The organism is Paenibacillus sp. S29, assembly GCF_049319765.1.
GTDB lineage: Bacteria > Bacillota > Bacilli > Paenibacillales > Paenibacillaceae > Paenibacillus > Paenibacillus polymyxa_B.
In genome coordinates, this window is the sequence record NZ_JBMOUI010000016.1 from 17,175 (window position 1) to 34,459 (window position 17,285).

17 protein-coding genes and 1 pseudogene are annotated in these 17,285 nt (G+C 42.2%); 1 reads left to right on the forward strand and 17 read right to left on the reverse strand.

The window, feature by feature from the left end:
* Positions 1 to 21: 21 nt before the first annotated feature.
* The 15 genes and pseudogenes from ACL9RM_RS22460 to ACL9RM_RS22530 all read right to left on the reverse strand — a co-directional run bounded on the left by ACL9RM_RS22460 (position 22) and on the right by ACL9RM_RS22530 (position 14,417).
* On the reverse strand, positions 22 to 1,617 hold the full coding sequence (locus ACL9RM_RS22460) for a response regulator transcription factor (protein WP_250266640.1): 1,596 nt from the start codon (positions 1,615 to 1,617) through the stop codon (positions 22 to 24).
* Positions 1,618 to 1,686: 69 nt separating this feature from the next.
* Positions 1,687 to 2,376 carry a DNA alkylation repair protein gene (locus ACL9RM_RS22465; RefSeq protein WP_250268962.1) on the reverse strand — a complete coding sequence of 230 codons (690 nt, stop codon included), beginning with the start codon at positions 2,374 to 2,376 and terminating at the stop codon, positions 1,687 to 1,689.
* A gap of 19 nt (positions 2,377 to 2,395) precedes the next feature.
* Positions 2,396 to 3,013 (reverse strand): DNA-3-methyladenine glycosylase family protein, encoded by a 618-nt coding sequence (locus ACL9RM_RS22470; protein WP_250266641.1) that lies wholly within the window; start codon positions 3,011 to 3,013, stop codon positions 2,396 to 2,398.
* 63 nt (positions 3,014 to 3,076) lie between these two features.
* Entirely contained in the window at positions 3,077 to 3,892 is an 816-nt protein-coding gene (locus ACL9RM_RS22475; RefSeq protein ID WP_250260453.1) for an SPL family radical SAM protein, read from the reverse strand.
* The gene (locus ACL9RM_RS22480) at positions 3,882 to 4,424 is read right to left on the reverse strand and encodes a methylated-DNA--[protein]-cysteine S-methyltransferase (RefSeq protein WP_250266642.1); all 543 of its coding nucleotides are present in this window, start codon (positions 4,422 to 4,424) and stop codon (positions 3,882 to 3,884) included. Before ACL9RM_RS22480 ends, ACL9RM_RS22475 begins: the two co-directional genes overlap by 11 nt.
* On the reverse strand, positions 4,405 to 5,010 hold the full coding sequence (locus tag ACL9RM_RS22485; RefSeq protein ID WP_414126561.1) for a bifunctional transcriptional activator/DNA repair enzyme AdaA: 606 nt from the start codon (positions 5,008 to 5,010) through the stop codon (positions 4,405 to 4,407). Before ACL9RM_RS22485 ends, ACL9RM_RS22480 begins: the two co-directional genes overlap by 20 nt.
* A gap of 186 nt (positions 5,011 to 5,196) precedes the next feature.
* Positions 5,197 to 6,687 (reverse strand): alanine/glycine:cation symporter family protein, encoded by a 1,491-nt coding sequence (locus ACL9RM_RS22490; protein ID WP_250260450.1) that lies wholly within the window; start codon positions 6,685 to 6,687, stop codon positions 5,197 to 5,199.
* Positions 6,688 to 6,907: 220 nt separating this feature from the next.
* Positions 6,908 to 8,797 (reverse strand): beta-glucoside-specific PTS transporter subunit IIABC, encoded by a 1,890-nt coding sequence (locus ACL9RM_RS22495; protein WP_250266644.1) that lies wholly within the window; start codon positions 8,795 to 8,797, stop codon positions 6,908 to 6,910.
* A 250-nt stretch (positions 8,798 to 9,047) separates the two neighbouring features.
* Positions 9,048 to 9,878, reverse strand: a complete 831-nt coding sequence (gene licT, locus ACL9RM_RS22500) for a BglG family transcription antiterminator LicT (protein ID WP_235308397.1) — start codon at positions 9,876 to 9,878, stop codon at positions 9,048 to 9,050.
* A 276-nt stretch (positions 9,879 to 10,154) separates the two neighbouring features.
* Positions 10,155 to 11,594, reverse strand: a complete 1,440-nt coding sequence (locus ACL9RM_RS22505; RefSeq protein ID WP_061829882.1) for a 6-phospho-beta-glucosidase — start codon at positions 11,592 to 11,594, stop codon at positions 10,155 to 10,157.
* A 1,017-nt stretch (positions 11,595 to 12,611) separates the two neighbouring features.
* Positions 12,612 to 12,806 carry a hypothetical protein gene (locus ACL9RM_RS22510; RefSeq protein ID WP_250266645.1) on the reverse strand — a complete coding sequence of 65 codons (195 nt, stop codon included), beginning with the start codon at positions 12,804 to 12,806 and terminating at the stop codon, positions 12,612 to 12,614.
* A gap of 143 nt (positions 12,807 to 12,949) precedes the next feature.
* Complete coding sequence (locus ACL9RM_RS22515) at positions 12,950 to 13,228, reverse strand: rhodanese-like domain-containing protein (protein WP_414126569.1); 279 nt, start codon at positions 13,226 to 13,228, stop codon at positions 12,950 to 12,952.
* Positions 13,229 to 13,457: 229 nt separating this feature from the next.
* The gene (locus ACL9RM_RS22520; RefSeq protein ID WP_323873124.1) at positions 13,458 to 13,586 is read right to left on the reverse strand and encodes a hypothetical protein; all 129 of its coding nucleotides are present in this window, start codon (positions 13,584 to 13,586) and stop codon (positions 13,458 to 13,460) included.
* 254 nt (positions 13,587 to 13,840) lie between these two features.
* Positions 13,841 to 14,196: pseudogene (locus ACL9RM_RS22525) on the reverse strand (cytochrome c biogenesis CcdA family protein).
* An 86-nt stretch (positions 14,197 to 14,282) separates the two neighbouring features.
* Positions 14,283 to 14,417 (reverse strand): cytochrome c biogenesis protein CcdA, encoded by a 135-nt coding sequence (locus ACL9RM_RS22530; RefSeq protein ID WP_323873125.1) that lies wholly within the window; start codon positions 14,415 to 14,417, stop codon positions 14,283 to 14,285.
* A 277-nt stretch (positions 14,418 to 14,694) separates the two neighbouring features.
* On the opposite strand from ACL9RM_RS22530, the gene ACL9RM_RS22535 reads away from it, so the two are divergent.
* The gene (locus ACL9RM_RS22535; protein ID WP_250266647.1) at positions 14,695 to 15,363 is read left to right on the forward strand and encodes an ArsR/SmtB family transcription factor; all 669 of its coding nucleotides are present in this window, start codon (positions 14,695 to 14,697) and stop codon (positions 15,361 to 15,363) included.
* Positions 15,364 to 15,497: 134 nt separating this feature from the next.
* Here the strand turns inward: ACL9RM_RS22535 and ACL9RM_RS22540 are convergent, their stop codons facing one another.
* Both ACL9RM_RS22540 and ACL9RM_RS22545 read right to left on the reverse strand, forming a co-directional pair.
* Positions 15,498 to 15,983, reverse strand: a complete 486-nt coding sequence (locus ACL9RM_RS22540; RefSeq protein ID WP_250266648.1) for an OsmC family protein — start codon at positions 15,981 to 15,983, stop codon at positions 15,498 to 15,500.
* A 702-nt stretch (positions 15,984 to 16,685) separates the two neighbouring features.
* On the reverse strand, positions 16,686 to 17,198 hold the full coding sequence (locus ACL9RM_RS22545) for a GNAT family N-acetyltransferase (RefSeq protein ID WP_250266649.1): 513 nt from the start codon (positions 17,196 to 17,198) through the stop codon (positions 16,686 to 16,688).
* Positions 17,199 to 17,285 lie beyond the last annotated feature (87 nt).

Here is a 17,285-nt window from a genome sequence, read left to right on the forward strand (position 1 = left end):
TATCTTCCTTTCACCTAACAATCAGTTGAATTTCCTACGGAATTCTTCCGGTGTGTGCAATACGTTTTTTTTGAACACTTTAAAAAAGTACTTGATATCTTTATAACCAACCTGTCTACTAATTTCTGCGACCTTGTCGTCTGTATGCAGCAGTAAGTGCTGAGCCTTTTGCATTCTGAGCTTCACCATATATTCCGTGAACGAGAGCCCAAAATAATTTTTGAACAGAATGCTAAAATAGGACGCATTATAGTGGAAGCGCCGGGCCACGATCTCCAGACTAAGGTCTTCATGTAGATGTGCATCTAGAAATTCCTTGCACTTTTTCATAATGGGATCGCCTTTGGAGCCGCTATGAAGCTCAAGAATCAGCTCTTTTAACCATGTTGCAACACCATCCTCAAGATTCCGAAGACAGGTGGCCTCTTCGACAGCTTTGTTCAAACGTTCCGAGAAACGTGAGTAGACTTCCTCACTCCACCCTATATTTAACCGTTGTAAACTAACCAACAGAAGGTATACCAATTTTGCTTTAAGCGCTTCAGGTGCAGGATACCCTTGCGTCATTTGTCCAATGAAATTCTGCACCCGATCCAATAGCTGATCTGACTCTCCATTAGAGATAGCGCTTTCAATAAATTTAAAAAAGGCCATTTGTTCGTATGCGCTCATTTCTTGTACTGGCTGCTCATCATCTGAAACGACAAGGTTCAGACATCTGATGTGAGGTGTATAAAAACGCATGGAGATCAGACCGACAGCCTTTTCGTGAGATTGGCTTATTTGCATTTCATTAAAATTAAAAGGCTGACCCCAAGCAAACCAGATTGAAATCGCTTGTTGTTGCTCCAACTTTTTCAGCCCAGCTTGAAGTGCGCCTTTGGCCTCCTTGCCGTCTGCCCTATCCTTCCAATTCACCACTGCAACCACATGGTCTTTATGGGTTTCAAGTGGAAACACGACAGAAGACGCCCAAGGCCGCAATATTTCAACAACCGAATTACGGAGCTGAGAATACAACATATGTATATCCTCCGGGTGCGCTGCCGATGCTCCCAACGCGAGAACTTCTCCTACCCCATGCCATCCAAAGTGACTCTTTAATAGGCTTTTCTCGTTAGGCTGTAATTTGTCTGTCACACATCTGCTAAACAAATGCTCCACAAATGCAGGCATACTCTGCTCAAACTGATTCAACGCTGTTTGATTCCCACTCAGTGTTTCCTGTTCCTCTACAATGATCTTCTCCATATGTTGAATCACTTCAATAAGTTGCTGTGATTGCACCGGTTTCACCAAATAATCATTCGCCCCATACCTTACCGCCTGCTGTGCATAGCTAAATTCCTGGTAGACTGTCACTAAAATAACTTTGGTCTCATGCTGACCGAATGTTCTCAATTGTTGAAGATATTCAAGTCCATTCATGATCGGCATTTGAATATCTGTAAAAACGATTTGGATCGGTTTGGATAACGAAATGGTCAGAGCATCTTTCCCGTTCTTGGCTTCCCATACCTCGTATTCGGGACGTAGATCCCTGACCATGGCAGCCAGACCTCGACGCTGTCTAGTTTCATCATCCACAACAAGTACTCCCAGCGGGATCGAATTCACTGACTCCCCTCCTGTCGTTTTCATACACGCATTTTTTTTCAGTATAACACTTACAGGTGGGAGCCGATCCTATTTTCTTTTTCGCTTCATACTGCGGATGGTGGTTTTTGTGGCCTGATCCACCCGATATGATTCCGTGATTTTTTGCAGTGCTTTGTTGAAGGTAAAATCATCTAATGTATTATGACTTAAATACGCCATGGTTACCTCAGGTAGCTTGATATAACAGATCGATATCGCCCATGCTACCGCCATTTGTACATAATAATCCTCGCGATGGGTCTGATCCAGTAAAGTAAACACCCGCTTCATATACTGTTCCTCAATATAAAAATTAAGAAGCATAACTACACCAAACCGAATTTCATATTCTTTCTTGGAGAATAGATAGGGCTGAATAAACTCCCACACCCGTTCTTGATGATGTTTCGTGATTTTTAATCCGGCACAGAAACTGTCACATACGGACCAATTATCAATTTTAGGAACAAACTTGGCGGTATAACTCAAAACTTCCTCTACATCCGTTTTTACAGAACCAATCACCATACCTTGCAGCATTACTTCTTCGAAGTGTTCACTTTCGGCGGTCTCTAGGTAGAGGCGCCAATCCCCTTTGGCAATATCTTGAGCAAGCTTACGCAGCACTGGCAGACGTACACCCAGCACATTATTAATCGTCGGAAGCAATGCAGCCGTAAATTTCTGAAAATCTGCATCCACATATGACAGTATCTGTTCTCTAATTGTTTTCTCCATCATTTCCACTCCCTGATTCTTAACGAAATGAAATACTCCATAAATAAATGGAGGCCACCGAACCATAAGGCGAATAGACTCGGCGGTACTCCTCAAATTGCTGCTTGGTCAAGGTATCTAAATGGTACAACTTCATCATTCCCCGTCGAATAGCCATATCACCCCAACTGACGACATCTGGACGCTCCATACAATTAATCAGCATCATTTCAGCCGTCCAAGGTCCTATTCCTTGCAGCGAGGACAATTTCTGAATCACCTGTGCATCGGAAAGCTCATATAATTCCTGTAAATCCAACAGGCCCTGCCCGATCGTTTGGGCTATATTAAGAATACATGTGGCCTTTTTCATGGTGATGCCACAGCTTTGAATATCTAAAGCCGACTGAACAGCTATATTTTGTGGAGTGATCACGCCTAACTTCTCCTGCATCCTTGCCCATATGGTCTGAACCGCCTTGGCCGATATAAGCTGTCCCACAATCGCATGAACGAGCGCCGCAAACAGGTCGGGAATGATCACACGTTCTACCTTGCCCATTTGCGTCATCGCTGCACCAAGTACGGTGTCTACGTTTTTTAGATAATTGATTTCCTTTTCCCCATAGTCAAAGTTTTTGGTCATTACGGTTTGCATTCGTTCTCCCGCTGCCCCCTTATATGGTTCACTCTTGATTCAATGGCATGGACTGCTTTTACATCAAGGTTCGAAACCTTCTTTGCTCACGTAGAGCTGTTCCTTCGGAAAAACATGAAGAAAACGCTCATAAACCGCCTTATAGGCAGCAGGATGATACCATTCTTCCAGCCCCAATGACTCGTACAGCACACCCATTTTCAAGCTACGCGTTCGTCTCCCCCCACTGCCATCTCCCATAAAATAATCATCAATACAGACACGGTTGACCAGAGGCAAAAGCTTGTCTGCAAAATGTTCACTGCTTGGAAGCATCGGAGCAATCGTAGCTTGCGTAGGTACACCTGCCTCCTTTAAGAGATGTAGCGTTTGGAGACGAGCCTGGATGGGAGGAGCCTCCGGGGTAAAATGTTTGCGTATATCTTCTCGGTCTGTTTCTACAGTCATACTCACACGAACACGATCCCCCAATCGGAGCAGTAAATCAGTATCCCGCCGTACCAGTGGACTGCGCGTCTGTAAAAAGAGAAAATCCGGGGGATCCTCCACCATCACCTCCAGCAAAGAACGGGTCACCTCTTCCTTGTACTCGGCAGGCTGATAAGGATCTGTGCTTGACGACATGAAAATCGTGACTTTACCTTTGGATTTGGCTCTACGAAGCTCCTTGCGAAGAATATCTGCCGCCTGATTTTTAATATCAACCCATGTCCCCCACGCTTCCTTCCGAAATGTGGAGACTGGCAATTGGCGTACATAGCAATACGAGCAACCAAAGGTACAACCTGTATACGGGTTCAACGAATGTGTATATCCTGACAAGAAGCCGGTCCCTTTATTCAAAAGAGTCTTGGGGGATTTGTAATACTCATTTTTCATACTGAACCGATGCCACACTTTCCTTTTCGAGCTGCAAAAGCTTCACCTTCATGTCCAAACCACCACGATATCCGGTCATAGCTCCATTTTTACCGATGACCCGATGACAAGGGACTGTGACCAAAATCGGATTAGCACCGATGGCAGTCCCCACCGCACGAACAGAGGCTGGCTTTTGAATAGCGTTGGCAATGTCTGAATAGGATAGTGTTTCCCCATACGGAATATCACACAATGCATTCCAAACCGCCATCTGGAACGCAGTCCCATGAAAATCAAAGGGCAATGTAAATTGGGCGCGCTTCCCTTGGAGATATTCAATCAACTCCTTGGCATAGGGCTGTAAAGCAGAATCCTCTTCAACTAAAGGACTGCCGGGAAATCGTCTTCCCGCCCATGAAAACAATTCCTCTACAGGTTGATTGGGCGAACCTACATAACATAGTCCTTCCGATGTAGCTGCAATATATAAATTCCAATCCTCATGTGTCAACAATGACCAATAGATCGTTTTATTTATTTGCTGTGCCATGCTGTGCACCTCCATTTTGTGTTGCTTTCAATTTGAGTTGGCGATATTGCAATGGGGTGTAGCCTGTATTCTTTTTAAATAACGTAATAAAGTAAGGTGCATTGCACAGACCTACGTTCTCCCCCACTTCCGCAACAGATATATCTGAGCAAATGAGCAGCTTCTTCGCTTGTTCCAACCTGGTCTGCTGTATATATTCCATTGGAGTTATATGCATGATCCGCTTGAAGGTACGATGTAAATGATACGGACTTCCATGGCTTATTTCAGCTAGGATGTGCAATGTTAAATCCTTCATATAGTTAGAATTCACGTATTCTGTAACCAGTGCGATCCATTCATGATCAGGCAATCGTTGTCCTGTCGGTTTACATCTTTTGCATGGACGGAAATGCTCGACCAATGCCTGCTCTACTGTTTTAAATATACGGATGTTCTCTCTTTTGGGAGGTCGGGATTTGCAGGAGGGGCGACAAAATATTCCCGTTGTCTTCACAGCGTACAAAAATACCCCATCATATGACTTGTCGTTTTCTACAATAGCGCTCCACTCGTCGTCAGTTATGGATAAATCGGATGTACTCATTCAAATCACCTCTCTAATGCAAATGTGGCCTCCCCACATATCCATGGCAGAATTTATTCAAAATCTTCTGTCTAAATTATAGCCTAAATAGTGAACATATGTACCCTTCTTGGAATGTAAAGGCAAGATAACGAAAAAAAGATGACTCCCCGCGGAGCCACCTTTGATCTTACTTATCTATCTTATTTAGGCTTGAAGCTTGCTCGGTTTGGCGGTGATTGTCAACTCATCTGAAGGAGGCTGATATTCCTTTGACCAATACTCGGCATTTGAAATACCTGCCTTCTTCGGGTCAAACACCGGGTCCAGCCCTTGCCTCCGCTGCTGTTCGTAATCCTTAAGCACAAGAAGAGCAGGCTTGGCCAACAGAATCATAGCAATCAGATTCACCCAAAGCATAATGCCGACACCCATATCCCCCAGTGTCCACGCCAGAGCCGATTCCTTGACGACCGTTCCATAGAACGTCGAACCCAGAATAACCAGCTTTAGGACGAACATAGGCCATTTGGCTTTACGGTCGGCAACCAGGTAGGCCATATTCGTTTCTGCGATGTAATAATACGCGATAATGGTCGTAAATGCGAAAAAGAACAAGGTAATGGACAGCAGACTCGATCCAAAACCGGGAAATACCGATTCAATAGCAGCCTGTGTATATTGGGTTCCCTCTTCAACACCCGGGAGATGTTGCACAATAAAATCGCCACCAGGTCCCTTCACATTATACATACCAGTAAACAGGACCATAAAAGCCGTAGACGTACAGACCAAAAAGGTATCCACATACACGGAAAACGCCTGAACTAGCCCCTGTTTTGCTGGATGGGACACTTCTGCGGCGGCTGCCGGGTGCGCACCAGAGCCTTGTCCGGCTTCGTTGGAATAAATCCCCCGCTTTACACCCCAAGCAATCGCCGTCCCTGCTATACCGCCGAACACAGAATCCACGCCAAAGGCACTACGAAAGATTAGCGAAAATACATCGGGAAGTGCAGTAATGTTCGTCATCATAATGTAGAAAGAGACGAGGATGTAACCGAGTGCCATAAACGGAATGACAACCTGAGCCACATTGGCAATCCTTTTTACACCACCAAAAATGATAAGCGCCAGCAACACGACTACTAAAATCCCCGAAACCCTCATATCCATGCCAAACGAACTGTGAAAAGCTACAGCAATGGAGTTCGATTGAGTTCCCGGCATCAGTAAACACATCGCGACCAACGCAGCAACCGCAAAAATGACGGCAAACCATTTTAAGCCTGTCCCTTTTTCAATATAGAAGGCTGGACCGCCCCGGTACTGACCATCGCGCTTTACCTTATACACCTGAGCCAGTGTGGATTCTACAAAAGCTGTAGCCGACCCGATAAAAGCCATGACCCACATCCAAAATATCGCCCCAGGTCCACCCATACCAACCGCCAAAGCAATCCCAGCAATATTCCCCGTCCCTACACGCCCCGATAGTGCCATCGTAAAGGCCTGAAAGGAGGATACACCTGCCTCGGAACTTTTCCCTTTAAATACTAGGCGGATCATCTCTTTGAAATGCCTGATTTGCAGGAATCGAGTCATGATCGAAAATAATAGTCCCACACCCAAACAGACATATACCACAGGATTGCTCCAAATGACGCCGTTTACTGCCTCTGCCCACTGCTCTAACATTCCTTGTATTTCCCCCTGATCAATCAATTGATTTTCTAGTCTATGTTTTCAGAAAATTTGCATAATTACAAAAAATTATAGATTAGTTTTTACCCCCATACAAGTTAATTTAATTGACATATTGTCAATTACAAGTGGGCTTACCAGCTACATAAAATAACGACAAAAAAGCTCTGATGATCCGAGAATATGGATCATCAGAGCCTTGTCCTTAAGACATTTAGGCAATGCTTTCTTTCTCATTCAGAGCACTAGACAGTTTCAACAGTGGAGCCTGCTCCGTTACCTCTCCTTGAGCAATTGGAAGGACTTCAGTATATTCGGAAGAATTCGTAATGATAACTGGCGTAATCGTAGGATAACCCTCTGCCCTGATTTGCTCAACATCAAACTCAAGCAGTAGGTCCCCAGCTTTCACCTGATCGCCTTCTTTGATATGGGACGTAAAATGTTTACCGTCCAGCTTGACCGTATCTACTCCGACGTGAATCAGAACTTCTGCGCCATGATGCGAAACAACTGCAAGCGCATGTTTTTTCTTGAACGCCACGGTGATGGTTCCATCGAACGGGGCCACGACTCTGCCCGTTGTCGGTTGGATGGCGATCCCTTTGCCCATAGCTTCCGAAGCAAATGCAGGATCGGGAACCTCCGACAAAGCGACCACAGTTCCTTCAATTGGGCTGAGTACCTCTTCATTAGAAACAACAACTGTAGAGATCGATTCTTTAGCCGAATTGTTAGTAGTTTCCTCTTCTTCAACTGGATCTTCAAAACCTAAAATATAAGTCAAGATGGCTGACACCAGGAATGAAACGGTAATCCCTAAAATCAATCCCGGGAATCCTTGTCCACCAGGGCCGTAAAAGATCGGCAAGGTCAGCAATCCAGGTGCGCCGGAGGCAAATGCTTGCGTTCCCGCTTGACCGATAATGGCACCACCAACGGCGCCGCCGATAATACCTGCAATAAACGGACGTTTCAGTGGCAGCGTAACCCCATAGACGGCTGGCTCCGTGATGCCGAATAAAGCGGTAAGTGTAGCGGAACCCGCCAGCGTTTTCAGCTTCTTATTTTTGGTTTTCAGCATAACACCGAACGCAGCGCCGGTTTGAGCAAAGATGGAGGCCGCAGCGGAAGGCTTGATTCCGTCTCTGCCATTAACAGCAATATTATTAATGAATACAGGTACAAGACCCCAGTGAACACCGAAAATAACGAGCAACTGCCAGCAAGCACCAAGGATTGCTCCAGCTAGCAATGGACTAAAGCTAAATGCAGCAACGAGTGCAGTAGCGATCGCGTTGCCCACATACACCCCGACTGGACCAAACACGATCAGGGTTAGAGGAAGCATAATTACAAGTAGAATCAAAGGTGTAATAAAGTTTTTGACGCTCTCGTGGATCACTCGATTGCACCATTTTTCCAGCTTACTCATGACGATGACGGCTAAAATGATCGGAATAACGGTAGAGGAATAACTCATCATAACAATAGGAATACCGAAAAAGTCCGTAGGTGTACCTTCCGTTTTTAGCGTGACAATGGTCGGGTAAAGCAACCCTCCGGCAATGGTCAGGGCAACGAAGATATTACCTCCAAATTTCCGTGCCGTTGTAACCGCTAACAAGAGAGGGAGGAAATAAAACAAGCTGTCGGCCGCAGCATACAAAATCATATAGGTAGTGTCTTTCGGTAGCAACCAGCCAAGGTTACTCGCAATCAGCAGCAGACCTTTCAAAATACCGGACCCCGCCATAACTCCGAGCAAAGGTGCAAAAATGCTGGAAATTACGTCGATTACGGCACCAAATCCTTTGTTGCCTTTTGCTGAATGATCTTCTTTTCCAGTTTCATTCAAGATATTGGATACATGGCCGATTGCATTATATACCTCTGGTACTTTGTTGCCGACTACAACCTGGAACTGACCACCGCTCTGCTTCACAGTGATAATTCCGTCGGTTTTTTCCAACTTTCCTTTGTCTGCTTTTGCCTCATCTTTTAGCACAAAACGCAGGCGTGTGGCGCAGTGAACGAGCGATACTACATTTTTTTCGCCACCTACCAGGTGTACAATTTCCTTAGCCAGTTTTTCATAACTCATGATGGACACCTCCATGTTCTAAGGGGCTTTTTACATATTTAGGCACACAAAAAACCTAAGCCTTGAAAAATGGTGGGCACTTTAGTCCCGCGATTTTTCATGACTTAGGTTTTGCCTGCATAACCAGTAACAATCCCAGTTAAAACTTATTAAATTCCTGTTACTCTCATAATATAATCATTCTACCATATTTGTCAACAAAAACTTTTAATGGTCTATTCTTGGTCCTTTTTCGTTAAAAACGTTCGACTTATCTGTTCACCACCCGTTCAATATGCACGGTCAGATACAATTTTTCTTCGTTCGTTAATTCGTGGTTGTATTCTTTTTGCACAAAAGTTCCGATTTTCTCTGTACAAGCAGCCGCTTCCTTATGCTTTTCCTTAATCATGTCATACAAATGATCATAGTTATTTTCGTAGTGATTTCCCTTAAATACGCGCTGGGCGAAAAATTTCAGATGCGTAATAAAACGGAAATAGCTCAGAGAGTCCTCGTCGAACTCCACCTTAAAATGATATTTTGCGATATTGATAATTTGCTGGATAAACTTCGTGATACTCATGGTCGTAATGACTTCCTCGTTCATTTCAGCATTCACGATGTGAATCGCAATATAAGCCGCTTCGTCCACAGGCAGTTCAATACCGAGCCTTTGTTTGATTTGTTCCAACGTTTTCAGACCCATCGCGAATTCTTCTTTGTACAGTTGCTTGACTTCCCACAATAACGCGTTTTTGATTTCCAATCCTTCCCGGTATCTTTCAACAGCGAAATTGATATGATCAGTCAGCGAAACATAAATATTTTCGTTCAGCTTTCTATTCAGATTATGCTTGGCGTCATTAATGACTTCCTCCACAATCACAATCAAATCAAGCGGTACCTCACGCAACAGCATTTTAAAGTTATCGGACGTCTGCTTGTTTTTCAGAGCAAATACCTTCTGAATTCTGGTTTCGTCTACTTTGTCTCCAGGCTTTTTCTTAAAAGCAATCCCCCGACCCATCACCACGAGTTCGGTGCCGTCCGTCTGGTAGACGCTGATTACATTGTTGTTAATGACCTTTGCTATGTTCATCTCGATCCCCCGTTCCATATGCCAGCAAGAGCCACACATGCTCCATCCTCTTTATTGTAAACAGAAAAAAACCGAAGCACGCCAAATAAACAAGACTGTAACATCCGCTTATTCGTGGCTTAGGTTTTGCCTGCTACGCAGTAACAATCCTAAAAATGATGGAATTGCGTCAAGTATAGCCCGAAGAGGAACGATTGTCAACGCTTTCAATGTAGAAACGGAGATCGGAAATCCCCGTGGGCCCGGGACGTCCGATCCTATTTACTGGTGGTACGATTATTCGCCCAGATTTTCGCCGTCGGAATGAATTACATTTTTGTACCAGTGGAAGCTTTTCTTTTTAATACGTTTCAACGAACCGTTGCCTTCGTTGTCACGGTCCACATAAATATAACCATAGCGCTTTTTCATCTCTCCTGAGGAAGCGCTGACAATGTCAATAGGTCCCCAACTTGTGTAACCGATAATTTCGACTCCGTCTTGAAGAGCCTCACCCATTTCGGCAATATGCCGCTTGAGATAGTCGATCCGGTAATCGTCGTTAACTTCTCCTTCAGGCGAAACCACATCATTGGCACCAAAACCGTTTTCCACTACGAACAGTGGCTTTTGGTAACGGTCATGCAATTGGTTGGCTGTGATGCGGAATCCTTTGGGATCGATCGTCCAGCCCCATTCGGACTTGTCCAGATATGGATTGGCTACGGAGCCAAATACATTACCACTGGTCATGTTCTTGACGATTTCCGGGTCTGTGCTGGTCGTCCGGCTCGAATAATAGCTGAATCCGATATAGTCAACGGTATGATCTTTCAGGATGGCTGCGTCGCCTGATTCCATCTCAATGTTTAATCCATGATCCTTGAAGAAGCGCTTCGCATAACCAGGATATTCGCCGCGTGACTGTACATCAATAAAGAAGTAGGACTCGCGGTCTTTTTCCATGCCCTGATATACATCTTCGGGATTACATGTATACGGATAGAAGCTGCCGGCAGCAAGCATACAGCCAATCTGGGCATCCGGGATAATCTCGTGACACGCTTTAACAGCCAGCGCACTTGCGACAAGCTGATGATGTGCAGCCTGATACTGAATTTGTTTAACGTTCTCACCTTCTTGAAAAACAAGCCCGGCACCGAGAAACGGCAAATGGAGAAGCATGTTAATCTCGTTGAATGTCATCCAGTATTTCACTTTATCCTTATAGCGGGTGAATACTGTTTTGGCATAGGTTTCAAACAGGCCTACCAGCTTCCGGCTCCGCCAGCTTCCATATTTCTCGACCAGATCTACCGGCACGTCAAAATGAGCGAGGGTAACGACTGGCTGAATGCCATGTTTATGCAACTCGTCGAACAAATCATCGTAGAATTGCAAACCTGCTTCATTGGGAGTAGCGTCTTCTCCCGTTGGAAAAATACGAGCCCAGGCAATGGAAACACGCAGCGCCTTGAAGCCCATTTCTGCAAATAGCGCAATATCCTCGCGATAGTGATGATAGAAATCAATGGCTTCGTGGGAAGGATAGAATTCGCTTTCAAGTGGAGTCAGCGAGGGAACATTTCCTTTCATTATGCTTCTTCTCTTCTCTCCGGTAGGCAGCAGATCCACCAGACTCAATCCTTTACCGTCTTCCAAATAAGCACCCTCAGCCTGATTGGCAGCAAGAGCACCTCCCCATAAAAAGTCTTTAGGAAAAATATAACTGGACATAAACATTCTCCTTCCAAATGTGTGATAAAAGGGGTAGCGAAGGGTGATAGACAATAAAAAAACCCAAACCAGCCTGTATACACTTACAGTGTAAACAAGCCAATTCAGGTTATGCCCTATCGGTAACATCCCATGAAAAGGTTATACGTATTTGATTGAAACTCTAACAAAGATTTGGGAACCTGTCAAATTCATTTGATATAATAACACGCAATTAACAAACCAACAACATTATTTCAATCGCCTATTGGGTAATGAAAAGAACCATGAAAGAGACCTCAGATAAACGACTTTACGAAAGATACCTGGCTGTTCGCCTTCGTCTGGAAGGGCACATGTTTTCGGAGATCGGTGATCTACTCAGTCGCTAATTTAAAATATTTTGTTGCAAGAAATTTAGAAAATCCCTTTGCATAGAGCCAAGAGGTATAATTTTTTTGATTATCTTGAACCTCCAATGCTGTCCTTTACTGTTAAATGACCATATTGCAGAAGACAGATATATGGAATGATATTTTTGTTCTTGTAAATCAGCTACTTCAAATTCAACTTTTTGTACTACTTTAGTGGAAAATAGATTCAGGAAAAGGATAATAATTTTATCATTATTTAGGAGTAATATAGCTCGACTTGTCCAAGCCGAAAGGCTTTGAGGAGTTGAATAGCAGATAAGCATGTTAGGTTCTCTATGCGATTCAGTTAGCTTATTAATAGTTTTTTTATTAATGAATATCATAATCAAATACCTTTCTATTTGGATGTTCAAATAAAATAGCATTTTAAAGAATATCTTTCAAAATTCCAATTGTTTATGATAAGAGCAAATATATTATATACTCCCATAAGTAAACTATTTATATTATATAATACCACAAGTAAACTATTACAAGAAAGGCTACATACCCTATTAAGATGGTTACTATATAAACCGCAATTTAAGATCATAACCTAAACCAGTAGACGACCAATTTCTCCCAGTAGTTGTTTATGGGATGCAAGAGCAGGTATTAAATTTTTTTATATGCTTTTAGCCTCAGCTACGAATTCATGAGTAATGAAACCGACTAGAAAGGTTAACAACGCATAAAAGACCGCTATTCTTGAGTATCGTTGTCCTTTCCCTTTGCCTACGATTTGCAGAACGTATGGGATCGGCACGTTGATCGCCGAAGTCCGCAAACTGACAGGCACCTGGCATTTTCGCCACCTCACATAATGGACGCCTCATTGCCGTCCGTAAGTCGGATCGGCATGGAGCGTGCGTGCTCCGGTCAGCCGCCTTGACAATCCTCACCCTATATAAGTTTCTCCAACTACCAGTTTCGTTCTTTCGTTAACTTGACTCCCATCACCCTTTATTTACAATAACCTTCTTTATGGTGATAATTCCAGCTCACCCTACTAGTCATTGAAAGATAATCCCCTTTAACGGCATACGGTGACGAAACCCGCCACACGCTAAAATTTGAGCAGCTTTTCCTTTGAACCAAGCTGCTGGAAAATATGATCACTTTATCATTCGGTGCAAGATTCTTGCTCCATACTAACGGGAGTCTACCAAAGGAAATATTTAATGAACTCGGAATATGTCCAGTCGAATATTTACTGACATCCCTGACATCTAGAATCTTCACATTTGCAAGCGGTGATGAGAAGGTCCCAATCTTCAAAACTCACATTAGTAAGGGATCGTAGAGGCCACGATTGTATTATTAACCATAAACTAAACAGTCCAATTGAAATGACGAATCACTGTCATCATACTATACTTCCTCCATCCTAAGCTCAGCAGATATTAAGATATATGCGCAAGCTCATTTATTGGAATTATTCGAGATCCTATTATTTCGAGACGTACTACATTCAATTTAGCTTACCCATAGATTGCTTCATCTGATCGTAAGTTATCGCCCCCATAAATTTTTCCTGATCTATCCCGTTTGAACCAATCATATACGTCGTCGGATACGCTTGAACAGCAAATTGATCCATCACTAGAGCCTTCAGTACGAAAACGGAGAACACCAGGTTGCCCAGAAGTTTAACAAAACCCTATTTCCCTTCAAATCCGTTAAGCATTTTTTTCACCATACACAGCCTCCTGCTTGTTAAAAACTTAGAAAATGAATATTAGGCGAGCATTACACTCAGTTTTTTGAAAGTTTCTAGTGTATAGCAATACACCTAAAATGACCATAATAACTCCATTCGCCATGCTCAGGACGGGAAAAAACCTATTGACTTGTTTAACCATCGATAGAGAGAAAGTAACAAGCAGCGAAATGAGCAAGAATGGAAATTCCAAGACCCAACGTATATACCGCTAACTGCCCTATCCCTTGGTACAATGATTCGGACGACCCTGCCAAAACAAGTATCGAGGAAAGTGCGAGCCCCACACATGGCGTCCAGCCCGCCCCAATTTCAATCCAAGGATAAATGAACCAAGCCAGCCACCGTATTTTTTTCCGTTTCCCAACTGCTTAGAACTCATTAAAAACTTGAGTTTGAGTATCCCCATCATTTGTAGGCCCAACACCACAATCAATAGTCCGCCAACCTTCTCAATCAGATCCCTGCGTAAGGAGACAAAATTACCTATAGCGGAGCCAGTAGCCCCATGATCACAAAGATAACACTAAATCACAAGGATGAAGCCCAATGAACGTACGACCAGAATTTTACGATTCACGACAAAGCGACCCCTGTAATCATCGTATCGGATATATGTGAAACATACGCCGGCCGGAGAGGGAATACGTAAGGCGACAAAAACGAGAGTACGCCTGCTGCAAATACTACTAATAACGTTATCTCCTCCAACTTCTCCCCTCCTCATTAAATCAGAGTATCGCTCGCAAACAGTATTGCAATTTTATCTTATTATTTTTATCAGAATAATGGACTAAACTTGACTTCGTCTCTACACATGTTAAAATTCTATTCATCAATTGATATAGTACTTATTATGAAGAGATTGTTGGTTTCATAGTTTTTTTTCAGTGTATGGAGAAGATATTTTTGATTTGCCATATTGGTCAAAACATATAGTGTAGGATCCTTAACATATATCACCAAGTTGAAGTGAGGTTATAAATGAATGGAAGAGATGCTAAAGTGTGCAAAGCTTTTCAAGGAAGATCTATATAAGCAACTGGCTAGAATAGGTAAATGTCTATCAAGTGATAAACGTCTTGAAATCTTGAATGTACTATCACAAAGTCCCAGAACAGTGGAGAAATTAGCCGCATGTACAGAAATGAATATAGCTAATGTTTCTCGTCATCTACAGGTCTTACTGGACGCTAAGCTTGTTAAGTTCACAAAGAAAGGAACTTACGCCATATACTCACTAGCAGATCCTGAGATCACTGACTTTCTCTCTTCACTATGGAAGATTAGTGAGAAGCAAATTCCTGATATCAAGAGAATGAAAGATGACTTTTTAAACAACTTGAATGACATCCATACCCTATCCATGGATGAAGTAAAGAAAAAACTAGATGAAAACTCCATTATCTTAGTTGACTTACGCCCCAAAGAAGAGTTTGAAACAGGACATATTCAAGGAGCAATTTCAATGCCGATGGAAGATCTAGACGTATTAATGGGAGAGTTACCGGAGGAAGCTGAAGTGGTCGCTTATTGTAGAGGGCCATTATGCGTTTATTCGGCACTTGCTACGCAAAAATTGCAAGTTGAGGGATTCAAGGCGTATCGTATGGAAGACGGAGTGAATGAGTGGCAGGAACATTTTCATATACATTAACCAATCTAAGCCTCATCTAAAAAAGACTTCGAAGCCCACATATTTGTGACTTTGAAGTCTTTTTGTGAATAATGCAAACCTGGACATTATACGACTTGATTAGAGCGAATAATACTCATTGACATTTAGCTTTACTATTCCAATCCGTGTGCTGCAATATAGCTACTTGTAAGATCCTCTCCAGAATCGATAGTTACTTTTCCTTGAGTTCCTACGGGAATGCCGGCCTTTATCAGTAATTGACCAATATGGCAATTTTCTTCTGCTTTTTGCATCAAAGCTTCTGTCATGCTTATGTCTTCATTGGTCGCTCCTGGATTCAGAACAACATGCGGGCGATGGGTAATACTTAATTGATCACCATGAGTTATATTACCTTCTGTATCCATAAAGAATCCTGTCACAGGAAGTTTATTTTTATCTAACATATATGCTAAGGTCATCGTGTAACAAGCTACTGCAGAAGAGATAAGAAGTTGTTGTGGGTCAGCCCCTTTACCACTTCCCCCTTTGGGGACTGGAATTGCAATTTGAGTTTGTAGATTGTCACTTTTAATGCGTCCATCACCCTTTGCATCTTTGTACCAAACCGTATTCATGTTAATTGTTTTTTCTGCCATATTAACATCCCCTTTTAGGTATTGTAAGTCCAAAACTTCGTTAAGGTTAAGATTCATTACTCTATGAGATTTGACAAATTTCTCACTAAGGAACAGCTCTTTTATAAGTTGTATAAAACCTTTACAGCCGCCATGCGTTCTGGTGCATTAATTTTCAATGTAATTTGAAGCTATGCTTTTGCCATAGAAATCAAACCTCCAATTAAATTATGTATCGCTCGTTTAATACATCAATTAATCAATTGATCAGTTGAATTTTATTATATAATTTTACTAACGTCAAGTATACAACTAACGTACAAAGTGAAAAATTATAAATATTCATGTATTTGTAATTGAACTCCCACCAATAGTTACCGCTTTCATACCTTATTTCATATTGAAGCCCTCATTGATATAACACTGTAATTTATGTAATGCTTCACATGTCAAACGGGGTAGTACCAGCGTCGCTGTCACTATGGGCAAAGACAGAGCTAGGCTGCCGATATTGATCGGCAGCCTAGTCTTAGTTGGAGATTGAACTATCGTTTCCCGTTAGTTTAATGATCTGACTTATTTCTTCATCATTACATCAAGAAAATGTAAAGTGTGCATATTAGCTTTTACCCCAATATGCACACGCCAACGCCATCAACATATTTACAGTTAGATACCGTTCTTTTGATAATTTTCTTGCTACCCGTCCGTGTTATTCTCAGTCTATCTTAGCTTTTTAAAATAATCGAATAACGCATGAATTTCTTTATAGGATACATCCCCATTTATTGACATCGTTTCGAAAGTTACGCCTTCATAATTTGAAAACAAGTAATCCTGAGACTCAAAACCTAAGAGTTGATAAAAACTTTTCCTTTTAATTCTTTGATTATTATTAAGAAATTTAGGGTTAACTTCTTCAATATTCAGGCAAATCCGATAGTTAGAGTATTTATTTATTATCTCATTAACAACTGCTTTCCCGTACCCTTTATTTTGATATGCTTTACTAATTACCAAATACAATATGTAAAGCATATCGTTTTTTACGATTAGATAATTCATTCCTACCAGCGTGTAATCATCATATATTCCATAAAACAAATGGTCGGTATCATTGCTTATCTCTACCAATTTATTATATGGGATCATCTCTTCTTTAGGAAACGAATCATCATAGATTTTTTTTATCTCATCAATATTCTCGTTATTAACTCTTTTTAATACTACAGTCATAAATTTCTCCTCGCTCTATTTTTTAAGAAGATTTCGTACTTATGCCAATCGCTTTTATATGAAAAAAATTATATATATATATATATA